The following is a 24,831-nucleotide window of genomic DNA, read 5'->3' as shown; positions in this document are numbered from 1 at the left end:
CCGCCGCAGGTCCGCCGAAACCTGAGACAACCAGCGGTCGGGTTGCATTTGCCGCACAGAATCTGATGCCGAGCGAGGTGTTCGAGCGCACCACCTGGCAACGGCGTTACGCGGCGAAGATACGGCTGACGGACACCATGGTCGTCTGCTTCGCTGTGGGCCTGGCGCAGTACATCCGATTCGGAACCAACCACTCCGCAGACGCGCAATTCAAGTATTTCGTCCCGGGTTTCTCGGTCGCGTTCATCGTCGTGTGGCTCACCGCGCTGGCTGGATCGCACACTCGGTCGCCGCGAATCATCGGTTCCGGCATCGACGAGTACCGGCGGGTGATCGCGGCATCCTTCTGGACTTTCGGAGCGATCGCGATCATCACGTTGCTCCTCAAGATCGACGTGGTGCGAGGGTATCTGGCGGTCGCGCTCCCCACCGGGATCATCTGTCTGGTTCTGGGCAGGTCGTATTGGCGTGGAAAATTGGCGCATTGCCGTGCGTCGGGCAGGAACCAAACCGCCGTCCTGGCCATCGGAGAGCCCGGCGCGGTGCAAAGCCTGGGGAACGAGCTGACCCGAAATGAGTCGGACGGCTATCGCGTAGTGGGCGTCGGTGTTCCGGGCTATGGCCCTCCGCGGGGCGAGCAGATCACCATCAACGGTAGGGAAATTCCGATCATCGGCGGGGAGACACAGGTTCTGGAGGCCATCCGGACGTGTGGCGCGGACACCGTCGCCATTGCCGGTACGGAACACTTCGGCGTCCGAGGCATCCGGCGACTCCTGTGGGATCTCGAGCCGCTCGGAGTCGACCTCGTTGTCTCCACCGGGGTGATGGACGTCGCGCTTTCTCGTCTCGTGATGCGTCCCATCGCCGGACTTCCATTGCTGCACATAGAGAAACCGCAGTATCTCGGAGCCAAGCGATTTCAGAAACGGGCGTTTGACGCATGTTTCGCATCGGCAGCGCTCATCGCGACGCTGCCCATCTTGATCGCCACCGCCATTGCGATCAAAGTCGGAAGTCGGGGACCGGTCTTCTATCTGTCCGAACGGATCGGTATCGACGGCAAGCCGTTCTCGATGGTGAAGTTCCGCACCATGGTCAAGGACGCCGACAAACAGCTGGCAGGGCTGTTGAGCGCCAACGAAGGCGGCGGCTTGTTGTTCAAGATTCATGACGATCCGCGCATTACCCGTGTCGGTCAGGTGTTGCGGCGCTTCAGCATCGACGAACTTCCACAGTTCCTTAACGTGTTGCGGGGGGAGATGAGCGTCGTCGGCCCGCGGCCACCGTTGCGCCGTGAGGTGGAGGCATACGACTGCGACGTGTTGCGCCGGCTGCTGGTGAAGCCAGGCGTGACAGGCCTGTGGCAGGTGAGCGGACGATCCGATCTCTCCTGGGAGCAATCCGTTCGCCTGGATCTCTCGTACGTCGACAACTGGTCGATGATCGAAGACGTCCTGATCATCATCAAGACCTTGCGAGCGGTTTTCCGACGCACCGGGGCCTACTGAGGTTTGCCATGAGCGATCAGACAGCGGTCACGGTTCTCGGGATCAACTACTCTCCGGAACCCTTTGGCATCGCGCCATATACGGCAGGACTGTGTCGCGGACTCGTCAGCAGAGGCTACCGGGTCAACGTGGTCACCGGAATGCCCCATTATCCCGAGTGGAGGCTGCCCGAGGAATACCGCTGGAAGTGGACGTCGAGTGAAGCGATCGACGGTGTGTCCGTGAAGCGGGTACGACATTCGATTCCGGCAAGGTCGTCGAACGTTCGCCGCCTTCTCATGGAGGTGACCTTCGGTATCCGGGCCGCAGCATCGCGGTGGAACCGACCAGACGTCGTTATCTGCACAACTCCGGCACTGATCTCGACCGCGGTTCAATGCCTGCGACTTCGCGGATCGATCGGGCACACCCCGGCACTGGGTGTCTGGGTTCAGGATCTCTACTCGGTCGGCCTGAGCGAAACTCAGAACCCGGCCGCCAACGCGGCCGGACTTGCCCGCCGACTGGAAAGCTGGGTCATGCGGGAAGCTGATGGCGTCGTGGTGGCGCACAATCGATTCCGATCCCAACTTGTCCGGAGCATGCAGGTTGACCCCGCCAAGATCACGACGATCGGGAACTGGACTCACGTTCAGTCCGCCGGCGCGAGTGACCGTATTGCGAGTCGCAGATGTCTCGGTTGGTCAGACAACGAGACCGTGGTCCTGCATGCCGGAAGCATGGGTGTCAAGCAGGGGCTCGAGAACGTCGTGCGCGCTGCGCAGATCGCCGACAAACAGAATCTGAACCTGCGTTTCGTTCTCATGGGCGATGGGAATCAACGAAGTGCGCTCGAGGCGATGGCGCGTGAAACCACTCGCCTGGAGATCCGTGACCCGCTTCCGCAGCAGGATTTCGTCGCGGCGTTGAGGGCTGCCGACATCCTGCTGGTCAACGAACGGCTCGGGGTGGCTGAGATGTCGATACCGAGCAAGCTCACCTCGTACTTCCAGAGTGGCACTGCAGTGTTGGCCTCGACGAGCCCTGAAAGTACTGCAGCGCAGGAGATCAGAAAGTCAAAGGCCGGAGTTCTGGTCGCCGGAGGAGATCCGGGAGGGCTTGTCGAGGCCGCCGCGGCGCTCGGTAGGGACGCAGATCTGCGGATGAGGTTGGGAGCGAGCGGAATCAGGTACGCCGCCGCTGAACTCAGTGAAAAGGCATCGATAGACAAGTTCGACAGTTGGATCCAGCACATGTTGGCAACGCAAGGCGTTGAGGAATCGGCAAGGGGGCGGCGATGCGCAAGCTGGCACTGATTACCGGGATCACCGGGCAGGACGGCTCATATCTGGCGGAGTTGCTGTTGGCCAAGGGATATGAGGTTCACGGCCTCATCAGACGGGCCTCGACATTCAACACGGTCCGTGTCGAGCATCTCTACCAGGACCCGCACCTCCCCGACGCCAGGTTGTTCCTCCACTACGGCGACATGTCCGACGGTGCCAGGCTGTCGATGTTGTTGAGCAAGATCAATCCTGACGAGGTCTACAACCTCGCAGCGCAGTCACATGTGCGGGTGTCGTTCGATGAGCCGGAGCACACCGGCAGCGTCACGGGTGTGGGCTCTGTCCGCCTGCTCGAAGCGGTGCGGCAAGCCGGACTGTCGTGCCGGTACTACCAGGCGTCGAGCTCTGAGATGTTCGGTGCCTCCCCACCCCCGCAAAGCGAAAGCACACCGTTCTATCCACGGTCTCCTTACGGTGCTGCGAAGGTGTATTCGTACTGGGTCACAAAGAACTACCGCGAAGCCTACGGAATGTTCGCGGTCAACGGGATCTTGTTCAACCATGAGTCACCTCGACGCGGCGAGACGTTTGTGACCCGGAAGATCACGCGCGCCGTGGCCCGGATCAAGGCCGGCATACAAGACGAGCTGTTCCTGGGCAATCTTGATGCCGTGCGGGACTGGGGATACGCGCCGGAGTTCGTGGAGGGAATGTGGCGGATGCTCCAGGCACCTGAGCCGGACGACTTCGTACTGGCGACCGGCCAGGGATGTACCGTGCGTGACTTCGTCCGAATCGCGTTCGATCGAGTGGGGTTGAACTGGCGCGACCACGTGAGGTTCGACCCGAATTACGTGCGCCCCACCGAGGTTGATGCACTCATCGGAGATTCTTCAAAGGCCGCCCGACTGCTCGATTGGAAAGCGCAGGTGTGCGCCCCCGAACTCTCGGCCATCATGGTGGACGCCGACATCGCTGCGCTCCGGTGTGAAGGAAAGCCGTGGGTGGACAAGCCGGCCCTGGCCGGCTGGGAATAGCCGAGAGGCCGCAACCATGACCGTCGCAGAGCCTTCCGGAGACATCCGATCTGTGGATGCCGGCAATCGCTTCCGTCTCAGTGCTTTTTCGGGGCGCGGATACCGTCGCGGCCGTCCGGTGCCGATCCAGGTGCTGTGGCTGATGTCGCGCGGCCTGTTGATGCAATGGTGGTGTCCGAACAGGGTCCGCATCGGGGTATTGCGGCTGTTCGGAGCGAGAATCGCTGCGGGAGTGATCGTTCGACACGGGGTCAAGATCCACTGGCCCTGGAAACTGGTGATCGGAGACAACTCCTGGATCGGCGAGGAGGCCTGGATCCTGAACCTCGAACAGGTGCGGATCGGATCGAACACGTGCATCTCGCAGGGAGCGTTCCTGTGCACCGGGAGCCACGACAGGAGAAGCGCCACATTCGAATTCGACAACGCCCCGATTGTCGTCGGCGATACGGTGTGGGTTGCGGCACAGGCGACGGTACTGCGCGGTGTCTGCATCGGAGACGGCGCGACCGTCGGGGCAACGGCGATCGTGACTGACGACGTTCCCGCCGGGGCGACGGTGCTGGCGGCTCGCCCCCAGGTGCAATGGCCCCGAGAACCCCACCCAAACGGAGACTTTCATGGAGACTGATTCCCTCATCTACGTCGCCGGTCACCGCGGCATGGTCGGTTCCGCAATCACGCGTCGCCTGCATGACACCGGTTACCGGAATGTTCTGACTCGCACCCACGGTGAGCTTCCGCTCGACGACTGTGGGGCGGTGGAAGAGTTCTTCGCCTCGCAGCGTCCTGAGTACGTGGTGCTCGCCGCGGCGAAAGTCGGTGGAATCATGGCCAACTCGACCGAAGGCGCCGACTTCATCCGGGAGAATCTCAAGATCCAGACCAACGTGATCGATGCCGCATACCGCCACGGCACACGTAAGTTCCTGTTCCTGGGGTCGAGCTGCATCTATCCCAAATTCGCTGAACAGCCGATCGTGGAGGAGGCGCTTCTCTCCGGCCCGCTGGAAGAAACGAATCTGCCGTACGCAATCGCGAAGATCGCCGGAATCACGATGTGCGAAGCGTATGCACGGCAATACGGCTTCAACACATTCGCGGTGATGCCCTCGAATGTGTACGGGGTGGGTGACAACTTCCATCCGGAGCATTCTCATGTGATCGCAGGTTTGATGCGCCGATTCCACGAAGCCAAGCTGTCGAACCTGCCCGAGGTGGTGGTGTGGGGGACAGGTTCGCCGCTGCGGGAGCTGATCGACGCCGACGACCTCGCCGACGCCTGCGTCTTCCTGCTACGGCACTACGACGCCGGGGGAATCATCAATGTCGGTTCCGGACAGGAGATCTCGATCCACGACCTGGCGCTGATGATGAAATCGGTCGTGGGTTTCGAGGGTGAGGTGACGTTCGACTCGACCCGGCCGGACGGTACTCCGCGCAAGATCATGGACAACAGCAAACTGCGGGCAATGGGATGGCAGCCCACCCTCACCATCGAAGCAGGACTGAAGAAGATGTACGCCTGGTTCGTCGGGTCGCAGGCCGACGAGCATTGAGTAGGGGGACCACCATGAGGTTGATCGAGACGTTGGTGTGGCTTCTGCCCGGCAGGGCGGTGAAGAACTCCTTGCTGCGGATGTTCGGCCACCGCATCTCGCGGTCCGCGCGGATCGGTCCGGTAGTGGCATTGAATGTGGGCCGGGCCGTCATCGGAGAAGGCGTAACGATCGGGGCTCTGAACCTCTTCCGGTCTCTTCGGCTACTGGAGATGGGCGATGGCGCGACGATCGGTTCACTCAACTCGATCTCGGCGCACCCGGCCTATCAGGCGTTGCACGCGGATGTCGGAGCTCTTGTGATGGGCGAGGGTGCTGCGATCACCAGTCGACACAACGTCGACTGTTCCGGGGTGGTCCGGATCGGCGACATGTCCGCCATCGCCGGCCAGCGGACAACGATTCTGAGCCACGAGATCGACATAACGCTCAACATCCAGTCGGCGGGGAAGGTCATCATCGGTGAACGCTCGGCAGTTCTGACCAACTGCCTGGTCTTGAAGGGTGCCGTCCTCCCAGCCCACTCACTGCTCACGGCGAACTCGATGTTGATCCGGAGCAGGCAGCTCAATCCCGCCCCGGGTATCTACGGAGGTTCTCCCGCCACGTTCATCAGGTCCAATCCTCCCGAGGATGGGAGTTGGTTCGAACGGCAGAAGTGCGCCACCACCCAATTGCGGATCGATCTGCCTCGTTGCCGAAGTGCCCGAGGAGACGGTGCCTCGGACCATGTGGAGGCGATCCTCCTATGAGGGTCTTGCAGGTGCTGACACTGGTGTCGCCGGACGGTGCGTATGGCGGTCCGGCCCGGGTGGCACTGAATCAATGTGCCGCTCTGGCGAAGGCCGGTCATGAGCCGATCTTGCTGGCCGGGGCGCGCGGCTATTCGGTACCGCCGCAACTGATCGACGGCGTCCCGGTCCGACTCCTTCCGGTTCGGCGAGTACTGCCGTGGGTGGGCTACGCCTCGACGTGGTCACCTGCCATGGTCGGTTGGCTCAAGCGCCACGCATCCGCGTTCGATGTGGTGCACGTTCACCTGGCGCGTGACCTGGTGACCATTCCGGCGGCGCGGGCTGCGCTGCAAGTCGGGCTACCCGTCGTCGTGCAGACGCACGGGATGATCATCACTGGTACGCACCCACTTTCGCCGCCGGTCGATGCACTGTGGACGAAGAAGCTGCTGCGGGCGGCCGGCGCGGTCTTCTACCTGGATGATGCCGAACGTGCTGAACTCGGTGCCATCGGTGGCCCTGGCCTGCGGCTGGTTCCATTGACAAACGGTGTCCCGGTGCCTGCGGAAGCCCACGCGGACACCCGTTCCACCCCTCCGGAAGTCCTGTTTCTCGCGCGTCTACACGAGCGGAAGCGGCCGGAGGTTTTCGCCGCGGCGGCACTTGAACTGCTGCGCAAGGGTATCGACGCGCAGTTTACCCTCGTGGGTCCGTCGGAAGGGGCCGAGGCAGCGGTCGACCGGGTCATCGCGGAGGCGCGGGCGGACGGCTTCGGCAAGTCACGCCTGCGCCGTGAACCTGCGGTATCTCCCGGGCAGGTGGCCGAGCGGATGAGTGCGGCCTCCGTGTACGTGCTGCCTGCCGTGCGTGAACCGTTCGGGATGTCCATCATCGAGGCCCTCGCCGAGTCTGTGCCGGTAGTGATCAACGCCGACGGTGGTCTCGCCGGCTTCGTGGAACAGAGCGGTTGCGGTGCGGTTGTGGCGGGTGGCCCGCACGACTACGCGGGCGCCATCGCGAGCCTGCTCGCTGATCCGGTGGCCGCCCGAACTCAGGGCCAGGCAGGCCGAGTGGCGGTGCGCGAAATGTACGGCATGGCGCGAGTGTGCCGGCGACTTGAAGACGTCTACGAATCGATCATGGTGCGAGGGTGAGATGAGCAAACGAACTACCCGCGGTTCTCTTCGGCTGGGTCTACAGGTTGTCTGGGCGGTGCTGCTCGCCGTCGTGGTGACAGGCGCACTGTGGTGGGGGTTCGTTCGTGGACGCGTTTCCGTTGCCGCACAGGGGATCAGCGTCGAAGCCACCTTTGCGGGCCAGCCCAATGGGCCAGCGCCGGGCAGGTTCGACGGTGGTCAGCCGGCCCTGGTCACGGGCACCCCGGGAGACCCGGGCGCCCGTCTCCGGCTGGTCGATGGGCGACTCACCTATCAGCCCACCGAGCCGGACAGTGCGGCAGGATTCTTCAGTACGCCGGACCTGGGTGCACCCCTGCGGTCGATGGGGGCACGGTTCGTATTCCGGCCGGGTAACGGCACCAAGGGAGCCATGGCGTTCGTCGTGTCCCGCGGCGTCGACTCCAGCTTCCCGCCGATGGTCCGTCCGCTGCCGGTGCATTTCGTGTTGACCCCGGTGAACTGGAACGTCAGTGTGTCGCATTCTGCCGGAGACCCTTTGGATGTCATTGCGGCGGGCGAATTCCCGGCGCCGTTGGCTGAAGATGGGGCCACGCCCTACGAGGCGCGGCTCACACTCAATGGTTCCGATCTGACCCTGGATCTACCGGGGGACGTGCATCGGACCATCTCAGATCCCCGGATCTCGGAATGGCGAGGCAGTTTTGGAAATTTCGAACTGTTCGCCAATCACGGCTTGACGGATTCACTGCCCGCCTTGGAGAAGGTGTGGGCGTCGGCGGCTGAGGGGTAGCGGACATGGAGCGGCCGTCGGCATTCAGCAAGACGCGGGCAATGGCCGGCGGGATGGATCAGGTGTTCTCCAGCCTGAGCAACGGCCTGATCATCTATGCGATCGCCGTTGTGACGTCAGTCGCGGACTTCGGGCGGATCGGCCTGGTGATGACGCTGCTGGCGGCAGCTATCGGCGTGTTGCGCGGGGCGCTGGGCACGCCGCTCCTGCTCAGGTCAGCGAAGTCCGCCGGCGATATCCGTCAGGAAGGTGGATATGCCGTAACCACGGCGTTGCTCATCGCACCCGTCGTCGGAATCGCGATGGTTGCCGTCGGCGGTTCGGCGGTCCGTACCGAGGCAGTTCTGCTGCTGTTGGCCGTGCCCGTAGTGCTCGTGCAGGATGTGTTGCGCTACATCGCTATTGCTGAGGGCCGCTCGCAGATCGCGGCCATCTGGGACGGTGTGTGGTTTGCCGGCTCGGCACTGCTGCTGGCGGGCGCCTGGCTCAAGCTGCCTTACATCACTGCCACACTGCTGGTGTGCGCCTGGGGTCTGCTGGCGCTCGTCGCCCTGGTCGGCCTGGCCCTCAACGTCCGGGTGGGCCCGCGGCTCACGAGCTATCGCGAATGGATGTCCGACGGTTGGCAACACCGCGTCCGATACGGCACTGAGGCAGGACTGGAGCAGGCCACGGTTTTTGCGGTGTTGTTGTTCGTCACGCTGGTGCTCGGTCCGGCAGTCACGGCCGCAATTCGGGGGGCGACGGCGGTTTTGGCTCCCGTGGCCATCCTGGCCGGCGCGGTGCCGCTGATCGTGATATCCGAGGGCGCGCGCGCGACGATGCGGCCGATCCAGGTGTGGCGCAACTTGGTCCGCATCATGTCGGTGATGTCGCTGGCCGCCGCCACATTGGGTATCGCCTTGTTTTTTCTGCCGCTGAAGTGGGGGGAATTTCTTCTCGGTGCGACGTTCGGCGCGACGCAACAGATCGTGCCGATCATTGCGTTTGAGTACGCCCTCGGCGGCTGGGCGACCGCAGTTGCCATCTACCTCCGCACCTTCAACCGCAGTCGTGAAGCGCTCGGATTGAAGGTCGGCTATGTGGCAGTGGTACTCCTGACTTCACTCGGAGCGGCAGTGTGGACTCGCACGGCATCCGGGGTGTCACTCGGCATGGCCGCCGCATCGACTTTTGCGGCGGCGATGGCTCTGCTGTGGTTCCGCCCGTGGGCCGAGGACGTCGCCGTGAATCCCCGAATGCCGCAGCTGCGTTCGCCGGCTGACCCGAAACGACGGGTGTTGCGCCTTACCGTTGATCCGGTTGCTCGACGCCCGCTGCCGAACACGGTCGCCGTGCGCCTGGCGTCGCGCGTTCAGACCTCCAGCGGGCTCCTGACGTTGTGGGTCGGCGCAATACTCGTGGTCTTCGGCCCGGTGGCGATCATCCGATACACGGGAGCTCCGGACAACCGACTCTGGATGTGGTCGCTGCCGGTGATCGTCGTGGCAGGCCTCAGATTCGCATGGTTGATCGGAACCGGTGAGCGTCGACTCTTCGAAATGATGTACTGGGCCTTCGCTTACGCGTTCTTGGGGCTCGCCCCGATGGCCCAGCTTCGGCTGGACGCCTTCCCTTCCACAGTTCCCCGAATGGATCACAGCTTGGTCGGAGTGGGGGCGCTCATCGCGATCGTCGGCTGCGGCACCTTCTTGCTCGGCGCCCTCGCGGATAACGCACTTCTGTTGCGTGGCAAGGCAGAAACGGTCGGGCAGGTGGGGCGGGTTTCTCGCGTGTTCACCATCGATCACCCGCGCCTGTTGTTGTTGGTGGCATTCGCGGTCGTGTTCAACGCCTACTATCTGTCCAAGGTCGGGTGGATCCAGTTCACCCGAAGCCGTGACGAATCTTTCGCTGCGTATAACGCGATATGGCAACCCGGCACGTTGGGGTCCATGGTTCGTGGCTGCTCGTACATGGCGCTGCTCGTGGCTTTTGTTGCGCTCGTTCGGTTTCGTCGAGAGTTGAAGCAGTTTGCCGGGTTGGGATTCCCAGCCTCCGGCAGTGTGCTCAGGCTGAATCTCGCGCTCATCTTGCTGACCGGCGTGTTACTGGCCAACAGCATGAACCCCATATCGAATGCCCGGTATCTCTCTGGCACGGCCATCCTGGGCGCAGCGACGGCGTTGGGATTGGCTTCGACCAGAACCAGATTCCGAATAATGGCGGCGTCTTTCCTGGCGGGTCTCCTGGTCGTGTTTCCGCTGGCCGACGCATTTCGATACGGCCGCCAGGCCGATTTCAAGGCGGCAAATCCGATCGAGGCATTGATATCCCCCGATTATGATTCGTTCGCGCAGTTGGCAAATGGATATCTCGTGGCCGAGCGCGACGGAATAGTTCCCGGCAGGCAGATGCTCGGTGTTTTCCTGTTCGCCGTTCCCCGGAGCTTTTGGACCGACAAGCCCGTTGATTCGGGGATTCTCATCGCAAACGTACGCGGCTACCCCTTCACGAACCTGTCGGCGCCGCTCTGGATCGAGTTCTACTTGAACGGCGGTTGGGTCCTGCTGATACTCGGGATGTTCGGTCTCGGGTGGTGGTTGCACCGCGTCGATACGGGAATCGAACGACAGTTCAACACAGTGGGTATGCCGACTCTGCTCAGTTGCGTTCTGCCGTTCTACATGATGATCCTGTTGCGCGGCTCGCTCCTCCAGGCGGCTTCGTACCTGTTCTTCATCCTGGTGTTTGCGACCTTCTTACGGACATCCTCGGCAAGGAAAGAACCGATCGGTGGTATGGACCGAAGACCGGACGATACCGATGACCTTGAAGTGCCCCCTCGGCCGAGGGGGAACCATGTTCGGGTTTAGCGGGAAGTCGGCCGGCGCGGCGCGTGCGTCAGCGGGGCTGTTCTGTGTGGCCCTCCTGGCATGTATTGGAGGTGCCGGATACGTGCAATGGCTGCGAAACGATGTGTCTACCCATAGGCAGGCATCTGGTTCCACCGTGTCCTCGATCGGGTCGATGTTCGACTACAAGCCGACGCTGCTGGTTGTCGGCGATTCCTTCGCCGGTGGTACCGGCGATCCGACGTTCCGCACGTACCCGTATCTGCTCGGCGATCGGCTCGGCTGGAGTCTCACCGTGGATGCGCAGGGGGGTACCGGATTCATCAACGTGGCGGGGGGTCCGGAGACGCACCGTGTCCCCTTCATCGATCGTCTCGCCAGGGATGAACAGGAATACAACGCGGACTACGTTCTGATCGACGGCGGTCGTAACGATCTCGGACTGCAACCCGCCGACGTCGTCGTCGCTGCCGACGAATACATAAAGAAAGTGCGTGCCACGTGGCCGAATGCCAAGATCATCGTGGTCCTGCCGTCTTATGTTTCGGCACAGGAGGCGTCGAACTTTCCCGCAGTTTCCAGTGGCATGAGGCGCAGTGCCGAAGAGGTGGGTGCGTACGTCATCGATCCCGTAGCGGAAGGCTGGTATCGCGGTAAAGACCTCGCGCCCTTCCTCTGGAAGGATGGCGTTCACCTCAACGGCGAAGGTAATGCGTATTACGCCGATCGGATCATCGGCAGCCTGAGGGCGATGGGGTTGGCGAAATGAAGAGTATCGGCACCCTGCTCGCGATTGCCCGGCGTAATTTTCTGGCGATGCTGTGCTGGGCACTGCTCGGCGGCGCCGCCGCCGGCGCCATTACCTTCACTCTGCCGGTGGAATATCAGGCGACTGCCCGCGTGATGATCGTGGCGCCGTACTGGAACGATTCGACGGCCATCGCCGACCCCAATATCAGCGGTGCCGTGCTGGCTTATGGCGACGAGTTCACTCAGCAGAGGCTGGCGAGCTACGCACGCCTGGTCGAAACCCCGTTCATCACCGGGCCGGTGAGTGAACGTCTGGGTCTGGGGATCTCGGCGGGGGACCTGAGCCGCAAGGTGACCACGCACGTGATACCGGATACCGTCATCGTCGAGGTAGAAGCGATCGACGGGTCTCCGACGAGGGCAGCACTGATCGCCGACGAAACAGCCGAGCAATTGGTCGGCGCGGTCAAAGAAGTCGAGCGACCGCCCTTCACGCGGGTGTCACCGGTCCAGCCGTTGTTGGTGGAATCGGCCTCGGTTCCCGACCGGCCGGTGTCACCTCGGACAATCCTCATTATCGGATCGGGATTGCTGCTGGGGTTCCTGATCGGATTGACCTATGTCGCGATGCGGGAAGGCCGGGCAATTGCGGAGCTCGTGGGCTCTGCGGGCGACGCCGACGACGTACTCGGGATTCTGTCGGCGGATGAATCGGGTACCGACGTCGTCGACAGGGACGCGGGGCTGGTCGGTCTCCAGATCGAACGCTTGCGCGGTGACGCCTCGGCGCCTTTGGTTTTCGCTGCGCCCCGGGGTACGCCGGCCGTCACGTTGGCTGCCCGGCAGCTCGCCGCGGCCATGTCGGCCGACCGGGATCGGCACCCGATCGTCGTCGTTGCCGATCCGTCGGTGGTTGCCGGAGCAGCGGGGCGGCCGGGCCTTCTGGACGTGGCTGCGAACCGGTCGGCGCTCGATGACGCGATCATGTTCGACGACGTCGGGGGATTCGACTGGCTGCCGTTCGGAGGCTCGAGCGAGCCGGAGGTGCGTCCGCCTTGCGACGTACTGAACGGTGTGATCAATCTGCTGGCCGCCACGCGCGAGGTGATCGTCATTGCGCCGGCGGTGCTGGAATCGGTTGACGCGGTCGATCTCACGGGCTCCGGCACTGTGAACGTGCTGGTGACCGAGGCACCGGGAACGTCGAATTCCGATGTGCAAGAGGCCGAACGGCTGCTGCGATTGGGCCGGGGACGTTACCTGGGGCGCGTCATCGTGGCCGCGCCTGCATTGGCGCACAACGCCCTTGCCGACAGGTTGTAGGCGGCACTACGAAACGAAGTCCGGGGAGATCATGGAACTGTTGAAGCGCTGGTGGATCGTATTACGTCGACGTTGGCTGGTCGTTGCCATCTGCTCGGTAATGGCGTTGGTGGGGATGAGTGCCTATAACGTCACGGCCCACAGGCAGTACACGGCCTCTACTGAACTGTTCCTGCGGGCGCCCGACGTCAAGACTTCGGCCGGTGCATACCAGGGCGACCTCTTCTCGCGGCAGCGTGTACAGACGTACGCGAAGATGTTCAAGAGCGACGATCTCGCCCAACGTGTCATCGACCGGCTGAAGTTGACGTTGTCCCCTCAGGAGCTGGTCAGTCAGGTATCCGCCTCGACGGTGAAAGATACTGTCCTGATGGTGATTTCGGTGACCGATGCGAGTCCTGAACGGGCAGCCAATATCGCCAACGGTTACGGAGACGTGCTCGATTCCTACGTGGCAAAGATCGAGTACATCGACAACAACCCCGATATACCACCGTTGGTTCAGGTGGTGACTCGGGCGAATCCGGCGACGGCGGTTGCGACCGGGTTTCCGTTGTGGCTGGTAGGCGCTGCTGCGCTTACTTTCGGCTTGAGCGTGGCGCTGGCGTTGATTCAGCTGCTGGAACGCTTCGACACGAAGGTGCGGTCTCGTCGCGCTGTCGAGGACATCACCGGTAGCGAGGTGATCGGCCAATTCGCGCGCGACAAGGTACTGGCCCAGAGTGGCGATGTGGAGGCAATTTTCGACATCGACGAGGGTTTCAGGCAGGCCGCGTTGCGCCTCAGCGTCAACGTCGAATCGGTTCTGCACCGTCTTCCCGACCTGAGCAAGCCACCGGTGTTGGCGGTAGTAGCCCCGCGTAGTGGGGATGGTGCGACCTTCGTGTCGAGAACGCTCGGTCGAGCGTTCACCGAACGCGGAAGATCCGTTGCGGGGGTTCAGTTCGGGTTGGAAGATGCGGTGTTCCAGCCGCAGCATTCGGATGGCGGTTCAACGACTACGACGACGGTCAGCTCCACGTCCTTGCTCGCGGCTGAAAGCTTCGACTTCCGCATGGACGCCGCGAAGGAAGGTGCTGACATCGTCATCGTCGATTGCCCGGCATTCACGGATTCCGTTGAGGCACAGGTATTGGTCGGGGCGGCCGATGTCGTCGTCCTGGTGGTCGATGCCGGTGCGACGAAGCGTTCCTTGACCGAGACTGTGGCCGGCATAAGGGTCATCGGCACCCCCGTCGTCGGAGTGGTCGTCAACTTCGCTCAAGGATCCACGACGGTGGACGGCCGCTATATGTGAGGGCGAGGTCGACTGGAAGCCGTGCAGAGACGACGCGAGCGATGGGCGCCATGACTAAAAGCAGGATCGCGGTGCAGGTCACCCTGGTCCTCGCGTTCGTGCCGGTGCTCGTGGCCACGAGCCTCGTTTTCACGCATCCGAATCCTCAACAGTCGCAGTCGCAGTCGCAGTCGCATCCCGAACGCGCTGTCACCGCGTACCTGCCGTTCGAATTGCCCACCCGCCCGACGCCTCGCAAGGTATTCGCCCACTACGTACCGAATTTCCCTATTTCCATCGACAACAGGGACGGCGACAGTGACTACTACCAGCTCCAATATCTCTCCCCGGACGGCGAGGGGGGAATTCACGCTGACTACGGCGGACTGCTCCGAGACCGGCCTCTGCCTCGCAAACATATCGATCAACCAGATTGGCAGACAGAGGATTTCACCACAGAGATAGGTCAAGCCAAGTCGGTGGGCATCGATGGATTCGCGATAGATGTCATCAAGCCGCGGGCGGAGTCCGACATCGTGGACAAGCTGCTGGCGGCTGCTGCCCTGAATGCCGGCTTCGACATCCTCGTCACCGCCGATATGTCCGGTCCCCTGTTGGATCTTTCCGTCGACGAGCTCGTCGCAGATCTCTCGACGTATCTCGCTGCGCCTGCGGCATATCGGCTCGCGGATGGTCGTCCTGTGCTCAGCGCGTTCGCCGCCGAGCGCCGTCCGCCCCAGTGGTGGGCAGCAGTCTTGGCAGCCCTGAGCGCGAGATTGCATTCCGAGATTGCGTTCGTCCCCGTCTTCGTCGACGTCTCGAACATCGCGGCATACGATTCGATCTCCTACGGGTTGTCCGCCTGGGGCGGGAGGAACCCCCGCGGAATGGCCCCGACGGATCACGTCGATGGATCGCCTGGTGACCTGATCAAGCAAGCGCATCTTCGCGGGAAGATCTGGATGCAATCCGTCCCGTTCCAGGACAGCCGGCCACGGAACGGCATCTTCGAGGAGTCGTTGAACGGAACGACCAATCGAATGGCGTGGCAGCTTGCGATCGAGAAAGGGGCCGAATGGGTTCAGCTGATCACATGGAACGACTACGCCGAATCAACAGCAATGGCTCCATCGATTGCCCACGGATGGCGAATGCTCGATCTCAACGCGTATGACATCACCGTGTTCAAGTGGGGCGAGATTCCCAGAATCGTCCGTGACGCGATTGTTGTCTCGTACCGTACGCAGCCCGTCGCAGCTCTTCCGACATATCCCGAAACGCTCCTGATGCGTCCGGTGCCCCACACCACCGAACCGCGTGACGCCGTCGAGGTGGTCAGTTTTGCCGCCGCACCCAGCCGAGTCGAGATCGCTGCCGGCGATCAGAAGACGTCGTGTTTCGCCGGCACCGGCCGCGGGGTATGCGTGGTGCCGCTGCGCCCCGGATCGTTCACGGTGACGATGTCACGCGATGGCGTCGTGGTGGCGTCAGCGGACGCGGATGTCCCGGTGGTCGAGCAACCGTTCATTCAGGACCTGCAATACCGACTGGTTGGAGGCTTACGCTAGCGGCAGCCTAGGCCGGGACGAGCTCCACTCCGGACAGCACGACGGCGTTGTCCCGCGACGGTGCCGTGAGCACGCCGATGAACTTGCCGTCTTCCTTCCAGATGTTGGCCTGCAGCGTCTCGCCGGGGATCACCACGCCGGCGAACCGGGCACCGTAGGAAGCCACCTGGGAGACGTCGCCGTCGAGCAGGTTGTCGACGATGGCCTTGCAGCCGATGCCGTAGGTGCACAGCCCGTGCAGGATCGGCCGTTCGAAGCCCGCCGCCGCGGCGAAGGCCGGGTCGGAGTGCAGGGGGTTGCGGTCACCGCACAGCCGGTACAGCAGCGCCTGCTGCGGCAGCGTCGGCAACGAGATCTCGATATCCGGTGCGCGATCGGGCAATTCGGCGGACGTCGCGGGTCCGCGCTCACCGCCGAATCCACCCTCGCCGCGGGCGAAGATCGACCGCTTGGTGGTCCACAAAACCTTGCCGGATTCATCGGTCACCGTGGATTCGCTGACGATGACGGCGGCCTTGCCCTTGTCCCAGATCTCGGTGAAGCGCTGCACCGACTTCGCGGTTCCGCTGGTCGGGATCGGGCCGGGCACGCTGACGGCCTCGCTGGCGTGCAGCACCTTCGACAGCTCGATGTCGATGCCGGGGAACTGAACCTTGGGCGGCTCGGTCATGTGGAAGCTGACCGCGACATTGCCGAACGTCGGCAGCACCTGTGGGGTGTCGTCGACGAGATAGCGCAGCTCGCGCGCGTCCATCGGGTCGGCGCCGGCGCCGAGGCCCAGGTGGTACAGCTGGATGTCGCTGCTGGTCCAGGAGAACTCGATGGGTTCCAGCTCGGCGCCCAGCGCCTTGTCGAGATCGATCGGCATGTCAGGCCTTTCCAGCCGCGGCGATGTCGAGTGCCGCGAGGTATCCGAAGGTCATGGCGGGGCCGATGGTCCCGCCCGGGCCGGGGTAGGTGTGACCCATCACCGGTGAGCTGACGTTACCTGCGGCGTAGAGGCCCTCGATCGCGGAGTCGTCGTCGCGTAGCACCCGGCCGACGAGGTCGGTGCGGACACCGCCCTTGGTGCCCAGGTCGCCCGGCACCATCTTGGCCGCGTAGTACGGGCCGTGCTTGATCTCGCCGAGGTTGGGGTTGGGTTTGTTGGTGGGATCGCCGTAGTAGCGGTCGTAGGCGCTCTCGCCGCGGTGGAAGTCCTCGTCCACCCCGGAGCGGGCGAAGCCGTTGAACCGGTCGATGGTCGCGGCGAACCCGTCGGCGGGCAGACCGGTCTTGGCGGCCAGCTCCTCGAGCGTGTCGGCCTTGACGATGACGCCAGATTCCAGCCACTTCTTCGGAATGCGTTGTCCGGGCTGCAGACCCGCGAAGATGAAGCGGTCGCGGTACTGCTGGTCGAAGATCAGCCAGGCCGGGATGTTCTCGCCGGGGCCCGCGCCCTGGCCGTACTGGCCGCCGTACATGTGGTGGCAGGCCTCGACATAGGGCATTGATTCGTTCATGAACCGCTGGCCGGCCATGTTGACGATGATCGAGCCGGGGGAGTTGCGCTCGGACAGGGCGAACCACGGCGAGGCGGTAAGCGGGACCGTCGGGCCCCACCACGAGTCCTCCATGAATTCGAGTGCAGCGCCATGCTTTTCGGCGGCCAGGATGCCGTCGCCGGTGTTCGCCACCGCGCCCACGGTCCACTCGGTGGTGATGGGGGCGCGCTGGTACTTCACCCGCATCTGCTCGTTGTGCTCGAATCCGCCCGAGCCGAGGATCACTGCGCGGCGTGCGCGGATCAGTTGCGGCTCAGCGGAAGTGTCGCGGGGATCGACGACATAGATGCCGCGGACGACACCGTCCTCGACATAGAGATCGGTCAGCGCGGTGTTCAGCTGGACCGGGACACCGGCCTGCTGCAGGCCGATGCGCAGCGGGGCGATCAGCGCGCGGCCCATGCCGACCAGGTTCTTGCCGGTGGCATTGGCCCAGACGGAGCGGACGCCCACCTTGATGCTGCGCAGCACGCCGCGGGGATGACGCTTGAGCTGGTTCAGCCGGACGTAGTCCTGCTGCATCACCGCCATGTTCATCGGCACCTTGCCGTACGGCGGCTCCAGGCCCTTCTCGTCAACCCCGAGCTTCTTGGCGTTGAACGGCCTGGGCTCCACCGAGCGGCCGGTGGGCTTGCCGCCGGGCGTCTCGGGGTAGTAGTCGGGGTACCCGGGCACCCAGCACAGCTTCAGCGGAGAGTTCTTCAAGACGAACGACAACATCTCCGGTGACCGGTCGAGGTAGGTGTCGATCTTCTCCGCCGGCACCACGTCACCGATGATTTTGTGCAGGTAGGTGCGGGCGGCCTCGGGGGTGTCTTTGACCCCGTCACGCTTGAGAATCTCGTTGTTCGGGATCCACACCCCACCACCTGACCGCGCAGTGGAACCTCCATAGTGCGGCGCTTTCTCTACGACTACTGTCGAGAGGCCCTGATGGGCTGCGGTGAGGGCGGCGACCATGCCGGCAGCGCCGCTGCCGACCACGACAACGTCGTACTCCTGTCCAGTCATGTAGAACACGTTATAGAATTGACCGGCAATCCAACAACCGCCCCGGTCAAAGAAGTGAGGGGAATTCACCAGAATGCTTAGCGACGAGGTACGCGCCCAGTTGGCGGCCGACCTGGCCCAAGCCGAGCGCAGCCGGGTCCCGATGACTCCGTTGACCGACGGCCACCCCGACATCGATGTGGTTGATGCCTACGAGATCCAGCTGATCAACATCCGTCAGCGGGTCGCCGAGGGCGCCCGGATCGTGGGTCACAAGGTCGGACTGTCCAGCAAGGCGATGCAGGACATGATGGGTGTCGACGAGCCCGACTACGGCCACCTTCTCGATGAGATGCAGCTTTTCGAAGACAAGCCGGTCAAGTCGTCTGAGTACCTCTACCCGCGAGTTGAAGTCGAGCTCGCATTCATTCTGGCCGACGACCTGCCGGGGGCGGGCTGCACCGAGGAGGACGTGCTCGCCGCCACCGCCGCGTTCGCCCCTGCGATCGAGCTGATCGACACCCGCATCACCAACTGGCAGATCAAGTTGTGCGACACGATCGCCGACAACGCCTCGAGCGCCGGTTGGGTGCTCGGGGAAACGCGCGTCTCGCCCAAGGACATCGACGTCAGCAATATCGACGCAGTGTTGACCAACCGGGGTGAGTTCGTGGCCCAGGGGAACAGTGAGGCGGTGCTGGGCAATCCGGTCACCGCGGTGGCCTGGCTGGCCCGCAAGGTGGAGAGCTTCGGGGTGCGCTTGCAGGCCGGTGACGTCGTGTTGCCGGGAGCGTTCATGCGTGCGATAGATGCACCTCCGGGCAGCGATTTCGTCGCCGAGTTCACCGGGTTAGGTTCTGTACATCTTTCTTTCGAATGATGTTTCGAGTAATAGGGAGCCAATATGGCTGATAAGGCATCTGTCGCGATTGTCGGGTCGGGCAACATCAGCACCGACCTGCTGTACAAGCTGTTGCGTTCGGAGTGGCTGGAGCCGCGCTGGATGATCGGCATCGATCCGCAGTCTGAGGGGTTGGCCCGGGCTCGCAAGCTGGGCCTGGAAACCAGCCACGAGGGTGTGGACTGGCTGCTGGCCCAGGACGAGAAGCCGGACCTGGTGTTCGAGGCCACCAGTGCCTATGTGCACCGGGACGCGGCCCCGCGGTACGCCGAGGCCGGCATCCGGGCCATCGACCTGACCCCCGCTGCCGTCGGGCCCGGCGTGATCCCGCCGGCGAACCTGCGCGCGCACCTCGACGCCCCCAACGTCAACATGGTCACCTGTGGTGGCCAGGCCACGATCCCGATGGTGTACGCGGTGAGCCGAGTGGTGGACGTTCCTTACGCCGAGATCGTCGCCTCGGTGTCGTCGGCCTCGGCCGGTCCGGGCACCCGGGCCAACATCGACGAGTTCACCAAGACCACCAGCGCGGGTGTGCGCGACATCGGTGGGGCCCGCAACGGCAAGGCGATCATCATCCTCAACCCGGCCGAGCCGCCGATGATCATGCGCGACACCATCTTCTGCGCGATCCCCGAGGACGCCGACCACGCCGCGATCACCCAGTCGATCAAGGACGTGGTGGCCGAGGTGCAGACCTATGTGCCGGGCTACCGCCTGCTCAACGAACCGCAGTTCGACGAACCGTCGGTGGTCAACGGTGGAAATCACTTGGTCACCGTGTTCGTGGAAGTGGAGGGTGCCGGTGACTACCTGCCGCCCTACGCTGGAAACCTGGACATCATGACCGCGGCGGCGACCAAGGTCGGCGAGGAAATCGCCAAAGAGTCGCTGGCGGTCGCCGACGAGCGCTCGCGCGAGGAGCAGGCAACTGCAGGAGGTGCACGATGACCGCTGACATTTTCTTCAATTCCGCCTGGGACGTCCGGATGACCGACACGTCGTTGCGTGACGGGTCCCATCACAAGCGGCACCAGTTCACCAAGGATGAGGTCGGCGCGATCGTCGCGGCCCTGGATGCCGCCGGTGTGCCGGTCATCGAGGTGACCCACGGCGACGGCCTGGGCGGGTCGAGCTTCAACTACGGGTTCTCCAAGACCCCGGAGCAGGAGCTGATCAAGCTGGCCACCGAGACGGCCAAGGAAGCCAAGATCGCCTTCCTGATGCTGCCCGGTGTGGGCACCAAGGAAGACATCAAGGAAGCCCAGGGCAATGGTGGCTCGATCTGCCGTATCGCCACCCACTGCACCGAGGCCGACGTGTCGATCCAGCACTTCGGGTTGGCCCGCGAGCTGGGCCTGGAGACCGTCGGGTTCCTGATGATGAGCCACACCATCTCTCCGGAGAAGCTGGCCAAGCAGGCCCGCATCATGGCCGACGCCGGCTGCCAGTGCGTCTATGTCGTGGACTCCGCGGGAGCCCTGGTGCTCGAAGGTGTCGCAGACCGGGTGTCGGCGCTGGTCGCCGAACTCGGCAACGATGCGCAGGTCGGTTTTCATGGCCACGAGAACCTCGGCCTGGGCGTGGCCAACTCGGTCGAGGCCGTGCGCGCGGGTGCCAAGCAGATCGACGGCTCATGCCGCCGGTTCGGCGCGGGTGCGGGCAACGCACCGGTCGAGGCGCTGGTCGGGGTGTTCGACAAGATCGGCGTCAAGACCGGCATCGACTTCTTCGACATCGCCGATGCCGCCGAAGAGGTCGTCGCCCCGGCGATGCCGGCCGAGTGCCTGCTTGACCGCAACGCGCTCGTGATGGGTTATGCGGGGGTGTACTCCAGCTTCCTCAAGCACGCGGTCCGCCAGGGTGAACGCTACGGCGTGCCCGCCCACGAGCTGTTGCTCCGCGTCGGCCAGCGCAAGCTGATCGGCGGTCAGGAAGACCAGCTGATCGACATCGCACTCGAGATCAAGCGCGAACAGGAAGCGGAAGCCGCCAAGGCCTAGCCTTCGGGTCGTTCGAAAAGCATTGCCACGCTGGGCCTTCCGGGATCGGAGGGCCCAGCGTGCATTCTGTGTCGGTGTGGTGGCCGGCGGGCGATCCGGTATGGGGTGATCACCCTGTCGGCGCAGACCGGCACGATAGGACGTATGGCAACCCGCGAGCAGGCCCAGTCGATCCTCGAACAACTGGCGGGGTCCACCGCGGTACTGCGCGATGACCAGTGGGCTGCCATCGAGGCCCTCGTGGTCCAGCGGCGCCGCGCGCTTGTGGTGCAGCGGACCGGGTGGGGCAAGTCCGCGGTCTACTTCATCGCGGCCAAGCTGCTGCGCGCCTCCGGTCGCGGGCCCACGGTCATCGTGTCGCCGCTGCTGGCGCTGATGCGCAACCAGGTGTCCGCGGCGGAGCGGGCCGGGGTGCGGGCCGCCACCATCAACTCCGGCAATGTCACCGAGTGGGACGCGATCCATCAGCAGGTTGCCGAAGGCGAACTCGACGTACTGCTCGTCAGCCCCGAACGGCTCAACAATCCCGACTTCCGTGACAACGTCCTACCGGCACTGGCCGCCGATGCGGGGCTGGTGGTGGTCGACGAGGCGCACTGCGTTTCGGACTGGGGACACGACTTCCGGCCGGACTACCGCCGGATCCGTACCCTGGTCGCCGAATTGGGTTCTCAGGTACCGGTTCTCGCCACCACGGCGACCGCCAACGACCGGGTGGTCGGTGACGTCGCGGCCCAGTTGGGGGTGGGCGGGTCGGATACCTTGGTGCTGCGCGGCGGGCTCGACCGCGAGTCGTTACGGCTGTCCGTGGTACAGGCTGGCACCCCCGCGCAACGCGCCGCCTGGATCGCCGCGCAACTGGATGCCCTGCCCGGCTCCGGCATCATCTACACCCTGACCGTGGCCCAGGCGCACGACGTGGCGGCGCTTCTGTCCGAGCGCGGCCACAAGGTGGCCGCCTACACCGGGTCCACCGACACCACCGAACGCGAACAACTGGAATCCGACCTGCTCGACAATCGGGTCAAGGCGCTGGTGGCGACGTCAGCGTTGGGGATGGGCTTCGACAAACCCGATCTGGGGTTCGTCGTGCATCTGGGGGCGCCGTCGTCTCCGATCGCCTACTACCAGCAGGTGGGGCGCGCTGGGCGCGCGACCGACAGCGCCGAGGTGATCCTGCTTCCCGGCACCGAGGATCAGGACGTCTGGAGGTACTTCGCGTCGGTGGCGTTCCCGTCGGAATCAATGGTGCGCCACGTCATCGGTGCACTGGAGACCGACCGTGCACAGTCCACCCAGGCGCTGGAACCGCTGGTCGACCTCAACCGGTCGCGCCTCGAGATGGTGCTCAAGGTGCTCGACGTGGACGGTGCGGTCCGCCGGGTGAAGGGCGGCTGGATCGGTACCGGAGAGCCCTGGAGTTATGACGAGCCCCGCTACCGCGCGCTCGACGAGGCACGCCGCCGGGAGCAGCAGGCGATGCTCGACTATCAGGCTACGGACGGCTGCCGGATGGTGTTCCTGCGTGGCCAGCTCGACGATCCCGAGCTGGTGCCTGACACACGCTGTGGCCGATGTGACAACTGCACCGGCCGGCGCTACGAGGCCGCGGTGGCGCAGGACATTCTCACCGATACCGCGCAACGGTTGTCCCGGCCGGGCGTCCTGGTTGCCCCGCGCAAGCAGTGGCCCTCCGGACTGGCTGCGCTGGGTGTGCCGTTGTCCGGCCGGATCGCCGACGGTGCCGCGCCGGGCCGGGCGATCGGCCGACTCACCGATCTGGGCTGGGGAGCGCGGCTACGGCGCCTGCTGGCCGAACCCGACGGCGAGGTACCCGACGACGTGATCGGGGCGGCCATCGAGGTGCTCAAGGCATGGGATTGGGATCAGCGGCCGGCTGCGGTCATGGGGCTGGACTCTCAGGCACATCCGGCGTTGATCTCTTCGACGGTGGCGCGGCTGGCGCAGATCGGACGGCTGACAAACCTGGGCGTCCTGTCCTACACCCCGCACCATCGGCCCGTCACCGCCGCGAATTCGGCCTATCGGGTGGCAGCGTTGGATGGCGCGTGGGCACAGCCACGACTCGATTCGAAGGGTCCGGTGTTGTTGGTCGACGACATGACCGACACCGGATGGACCTTGACGATGGCCACCCGCGTGCTGCGCGACGCAGGTGCGAGCGAGGTCTTGCCGTTCGTGCTGGCAAGCGTCAGTTGAGGGTTGCAGACCGATTCTGGAAACCTCAATCAAGATCTGAATAATTGCGCGACGAATTCCGTACATGGCCATTTATTTCACTTGTCAACAATTAATGATCGACGCACGGCGAATGTTTGATATTGATTGTGATCTTCCTGGCAGCGGTCTGTTAGCCAGGATGGCCCGTGCTTGCAATCGCAAATTTTGCGACTGGTGATCTTGGCTCACATTATTCGAGACAATGCAGCGCCATCATGGCTAACTCAATCTCCGCCGCCAGTGGCTGCAGAACCCGCGGACTAGCGGTATTGCAGCCCATGGCCATGGTTTGCTGATCGCTTGCGCGGCTATGCAGCTGCGGCTCGCTACTGGGCTTCGGCAGGTTTCATCTGGCCAGGGGACAACGCGCCCCGTTTCGCTGGATTGAACTACACGGATGTCGTGCGGGGCGGGTTGGGTCAGACGTGACTCGTGATCCATTCGGCCGTGAAGCGCTGCACGACGGAGATGTTCTGCACCAACATGCGGCCCATCAGGCCCTCGATCTTCCCGCCGACCAGCGGGACCTTGAACTCCGCGGTCGCTGCACACTTCAGCTGCGACCCGTCCGACCTGGGTGTTATGAGTGCCGTGCCGACCCAGGACCCGGGCGCTCCGTGCGGCACGACACTGACCTCGCCGCGTACCCGCCCGCCGCCGATCGCACGCCACTTCTCGTTCTGGACTATCTGCCACTCGCTGGGGAAGAACTTCGTGAAAGGTGCTGGTAGGCCATCTGGGCGCAGGTTGTGCACGACGACGGCGGTGATGGAGCCATCGGTATCCACGCTCAACGTGTCGAGCCGGCCGAGGCTGCCGAACTTCGTCAGCCGTGCAAGCCAGTAGTCCCGTTCGCCGAATGCAAAATGGATTTGCTCAACTGTGGCTGATGAGTCGACCGTGAAGTCGAATGACCGCGACACAGCAACAGGATATGCCCGGATCTTCGATTTCTACACCCCCGTGAAGAGAAGCCGATATGCTGGCGCCCTGCAACTAGGTACGGCATAGCTGGAGTGGGCCAAAGAAACAAAAACAACGCGGGCGTAGGTGTGGGGTAATGCAGTCCTGCCTCCGGAACGTTGCGACGCTTTTCCTGGTCCACTAGACGGTGGGGAGGACCAGATGAGCATCAACCCTTTTGACGATGACAACGGTCGTTTTCTCGTCCTGATCAACGACGAGGAGCAACACAGCCTGTGGCCGACCTTCGCCGACGTTCCAGCCGGCTGGAAGGTGGCCTTCGGCGAAGCGGATCGCGCCGCGTGTCTGGACTACATCGAACAGAACTGGCCGGACATCCGGCCGAAGACGCTGCGCGACAGGCTGGCGCAAGGTCAGGCCTCTGATACGTAGACGGGCCCGG

At 63.8% G+C, this 24,831-nt stretch carries 21 protein-coding genes; 18 read left to right on the top strand and 3 right to left on the bottom strand.

The window, feature by feature from the left end:
- Window positions 1–65: 65 nt before the first annotated feature.
- The 13 genes from EYZ64_RS28005 to EYZ64_RS27945 all read left to right on the top strand — a co-directional run bounded on the left by EYZ64_RS28005 (window position 66) and on the right by EYZ64_RS27945 (window position 15,786).
- Window positions 66–1,511 carry a sugar transferase gene (locus tag EYZ64_RS28005; protein ID WP_167858192.1) on the top strand — a complete coding sequence of 482 codons (1,446 nt, stop codon included), beginning with the start codon at window positions 66–68 and terminating at the stop codon, window positions 1,509–1,511.
- 8 nt (window positions 1,512–1,519) lie between these two features.
- The gene (locus EYZ64_RS32700) at window positions 1,520–2,806 is read left to right on the top strand and encodes a glycosyltransferase (protein ID WP_167858002.1); all 1,287 of its coding nucleotides are present in this window, start codon (window positions 1,520–1,522) and stop codon (window positions 2,804–2,806) included.
- The gene (gmd, locus tag EYZ64_RS27995) at window positions 2,788–3,813 is read left to right on the top strand and encodes a GDP-mannose 4,6-dehydratase (RefSeq protein ID WP_135458718.1); all 1,026 of its coding nucleotides are present in this window, start codon (window positions 2,788–2,790) and stop codon (window positions 3,811–3,813) included. Before EYZ64_RS32700 ends, gmd begins: the two co-directional genes overlap by 19 nt.
- 16 nt (window positions 3,814–3,829) lie before the next feature.
- Window positions 3,830–4,444, top strand: a complete 615-nt coding sequence (locus tag EYZ64_RS27990) for an LbetaH domain-containing protein (RefSeq protein ID WP_135458715.1) — start codon at window positions 3,830–3,832, stop codon at window positions 4,442–4,444.
- A complete protein-coding gene (locus EYZ64_RS27985) occupies window positions 4,434–5,372 on the top strand; it encodes a GDP-L-fucose synthase family protein (RefSeq protein ID WP_135458713.1) in 939 nt (312 codons plus the stop codon). Before EYZ64_RS27990 ends, EYZ64_RS27985 begins: the two co-directional genes overlap by 11 nt.
- A gap of 14 nt (window positions 5,373–5,386) precedes the next feature.
- The gene (locus EYZ64_RS27980; RefSeq protein WP_135458711.1) at window positions 5,387–6,124 is read left to right on the top strand and encodes an acyltransferase; all 738 of its coding nucleotides are present in this window, start codon (window positions 5,387–5,389) and stop codon (window positions 6,122–6,124) included.
- Window positions 6,121–7,260, top strand: coding sequence for a glycosyltransferase (locus tag EYZ64_RS27975; protein ID WP_135458709.1), 1,140 nt, complete (start codon window positions 6,121–6,123; stop codon window positions 7,258–7,260). Before EYZ64_RS27980 ends, EYZ64_RS27975 begins: the two co-directional genes overlap by 4 nt.
- Before the next feature lies 1 nt (window position 7,261).
- On the top strand, window positions 7,262–8,035 hold the full coding sequence (locus EYZ64_RS27970) for a hypothetical protein (protein WP_135458707.1): 774 nt from the start codon (window positions 7,262–7,264) through the stop codon (window positions 8,033–8,035).
- A 5-nt stretch (window positions 8,036–8,040) separates the two neighbouring features.
- On the top strand, window positions 8,041–10,890 hold the full coding sequence (locus tag EYZ64_RS27965; protein ID WP_135458704.1) for an MATE family efflux transporter: 2,850 nt from the start codon (window positions 8,041–8,043) through the stop codon (window positions 10,888–10,890).
- 154 nt (window positions 10,891–11,044) lie between these two features.
- Window positions 11,045–11,638: an SGNH/GDSL hydrolase family protein gene (locus tag EYZ64_RS27960; protein WP_167858001.1), complete on the top strand. Its 594-nt coding sequence runs from the start codon at window positions 11,045–11,047 to the stop codon at window positions 11,636–11,638.
- Entirely contained in the window at window positions 11,635–12,942 is a 1,308-nt protein-coding gene (locus EYZ64_RS27955; protein ID WP_135458700.1) for a hypothetical protein, read from the top strand. Before EYZ64_RS27960 ends, EYZ64_RS27955 begins: the two co-directional genes overlap by 4 nt.
- 31 nt (window positions 12,943–12,973) lie before the next feature.
- Complete coding sequence (locus tag EYZ64_RS27950) at window positions 12,974–14,239, top strand: Wzz/FepE/Etk N-terminal domain-containing protein (protein WP_167858000.1); 1,266 nt, start codon at window positions 12,974–12,976, stop codon at window positions 14,237–14,239.
- Between the two features lie 212 nt (window positions 14,240–14,451).
- Complete coding sequence (locus EYZ64_RS27945) at window positions 14,452–15,786, top strand: endo-1,3-alpha-glucanase family glycosylhydrolase (RefSeq protein WP_167857999.1); 1,335 nt, start codon at window positions 14,452–14,454, stop codon at window positions 15,784–15,786.
- A gap of 7 nt (window positions 15,787–15,793) precedes the next feature.
- Here EYZ64_RS27945 and chsH3 read toward each other — a convergent pair whose 3' ends face one another.
- Both chsH3 and kstD read right to left on the bottom strand, forming a co-directional pair.
- Window positions 15,794–16,654, bottom strand: a complete 861-nt coding sequence (gene chsH3 / locus EYZ64_RS27940) for an enoyl-CoA hydratase ChsH3 (protein WP_135458694.1) — start codon at window positions 16,652–16,654, stop codon at window positions 15,794–15,796.
- 1 nt (window position 16,655) lies between these two features.
- A complete protein-coding gene (gene kstD, locus EYZ64_RS27935) occupies window positions 16,656–18,341 on the bottom strand; it encodes a 3-oxosteroid 1-dehydrogenase (protein WP_135458692.1) in 1,686 nt (561 codons plus the stop codon).
- 73 nt (window positions 18,342–18,414) lie between these two features.
- On the opposite strand from kstD, the gene EYZ64_RS27930 reads away from it, so the two are divergent.
- From EYZ64_RS27930 to EYZ64_RS27915, 4 genes are all read left to right on the top strand, one after another.
- The gene (locus EYZ64_RS27930) at window positions 18,415–19,200 is read left to right on the top strand and encodes a 2-keto-4-pentenoate hydratase (protein WP_135458690.1); all 786 of its coding nucleotides are present in this window, start codon (window positions 18,415–18,417) and stop codon (window positions 19,198–19,200) included.
- A 24-nt stretch (window positions 19,201–19,224) separates the two neighbouring features.
- Window positions 19,225–20,172: an acetaldehyde dehydrogenase (acetylating) gene (locus tag EYZ64_RS27925; RefSeq protein ID WP_135458688.1), complete on the top strand. Its 948-nt coding sequence runs from the start codon at window positions 19,225–19,227 to the stop codon at window positions 20,170–20,172.
- On the top strand, window positions 20,169–21,224 hold the full coding sequence (gene dmpG / locus EYZ64_RS27920) for a 4-hydroxy-2-oxovalerate aldolase (protein WP_135458686.1): 1,056 nt from the start codon (window positions 20,169–20,171) through the stop codon (window positions 21,222–21,224). Before EYZ64_RS27925 ends, dmpG begins: the two co-directional genes overlap by 4 nt.
- Before the next feature lie 144 nt (window positions 21,225–21,368).
- On the top strand, window positions 21,369–23,444 hold the full coding sequence (locus EYZ64_RS27915; RefSeq protein WP_135458684.1) for a RecQ family ATP-dependent DNA helicase: 2,076 nt from the start codon (window positions 21,369–21,371) through the stop codon (window positions 23,442–23,444).
- Between the two features lie 440 nt (window positions 23,445–23,884).
- Here EYZ64_RS27915 and EYZ64_RS27910 read toward each other — a convergent pair whose 3' ends face one another.
- Complete coding sequence (locus tag EYZ64_RS27910) at window positions 23,885–24,388, bottom strand: DUF2505 domain-containing protein (RefSeq protein WP_135458683.1); 504 nt, start codon at window positions 24,386–24,388, stop codon at window positions 23,885–23,887.
- Between the two features lie 202 nt (window positions 24,389–24,590).
- Here EYZ64_RS27910 and EYZ64_RS27905 point away from each other — a divergent pair, with 202 nt between their 5' ends.
- Complete coding sequence (locus EYZ64_RS27905) at window positions 24,591–24,821, top strand: MbtH family protein (protein WP_135458681.1); 231 nt, start codon at window positions 24,591–24,593, stop codon at window positions 24,819–24,821.
- Window positions 24,822–24,831: the final 10 nt, after the last annotated feature.

This window comes from Mycobacterium sp. DL99, assembly GCF_004762045.1.
GTDB lineage: Bacteria > Actinomycetota > Actinomycetes > Mycobacteriales > Mycobacteriaceae > Mycobacterium.
This window is presented reverse-complemented; position numbering and strand designations above follow the sequence as displayed.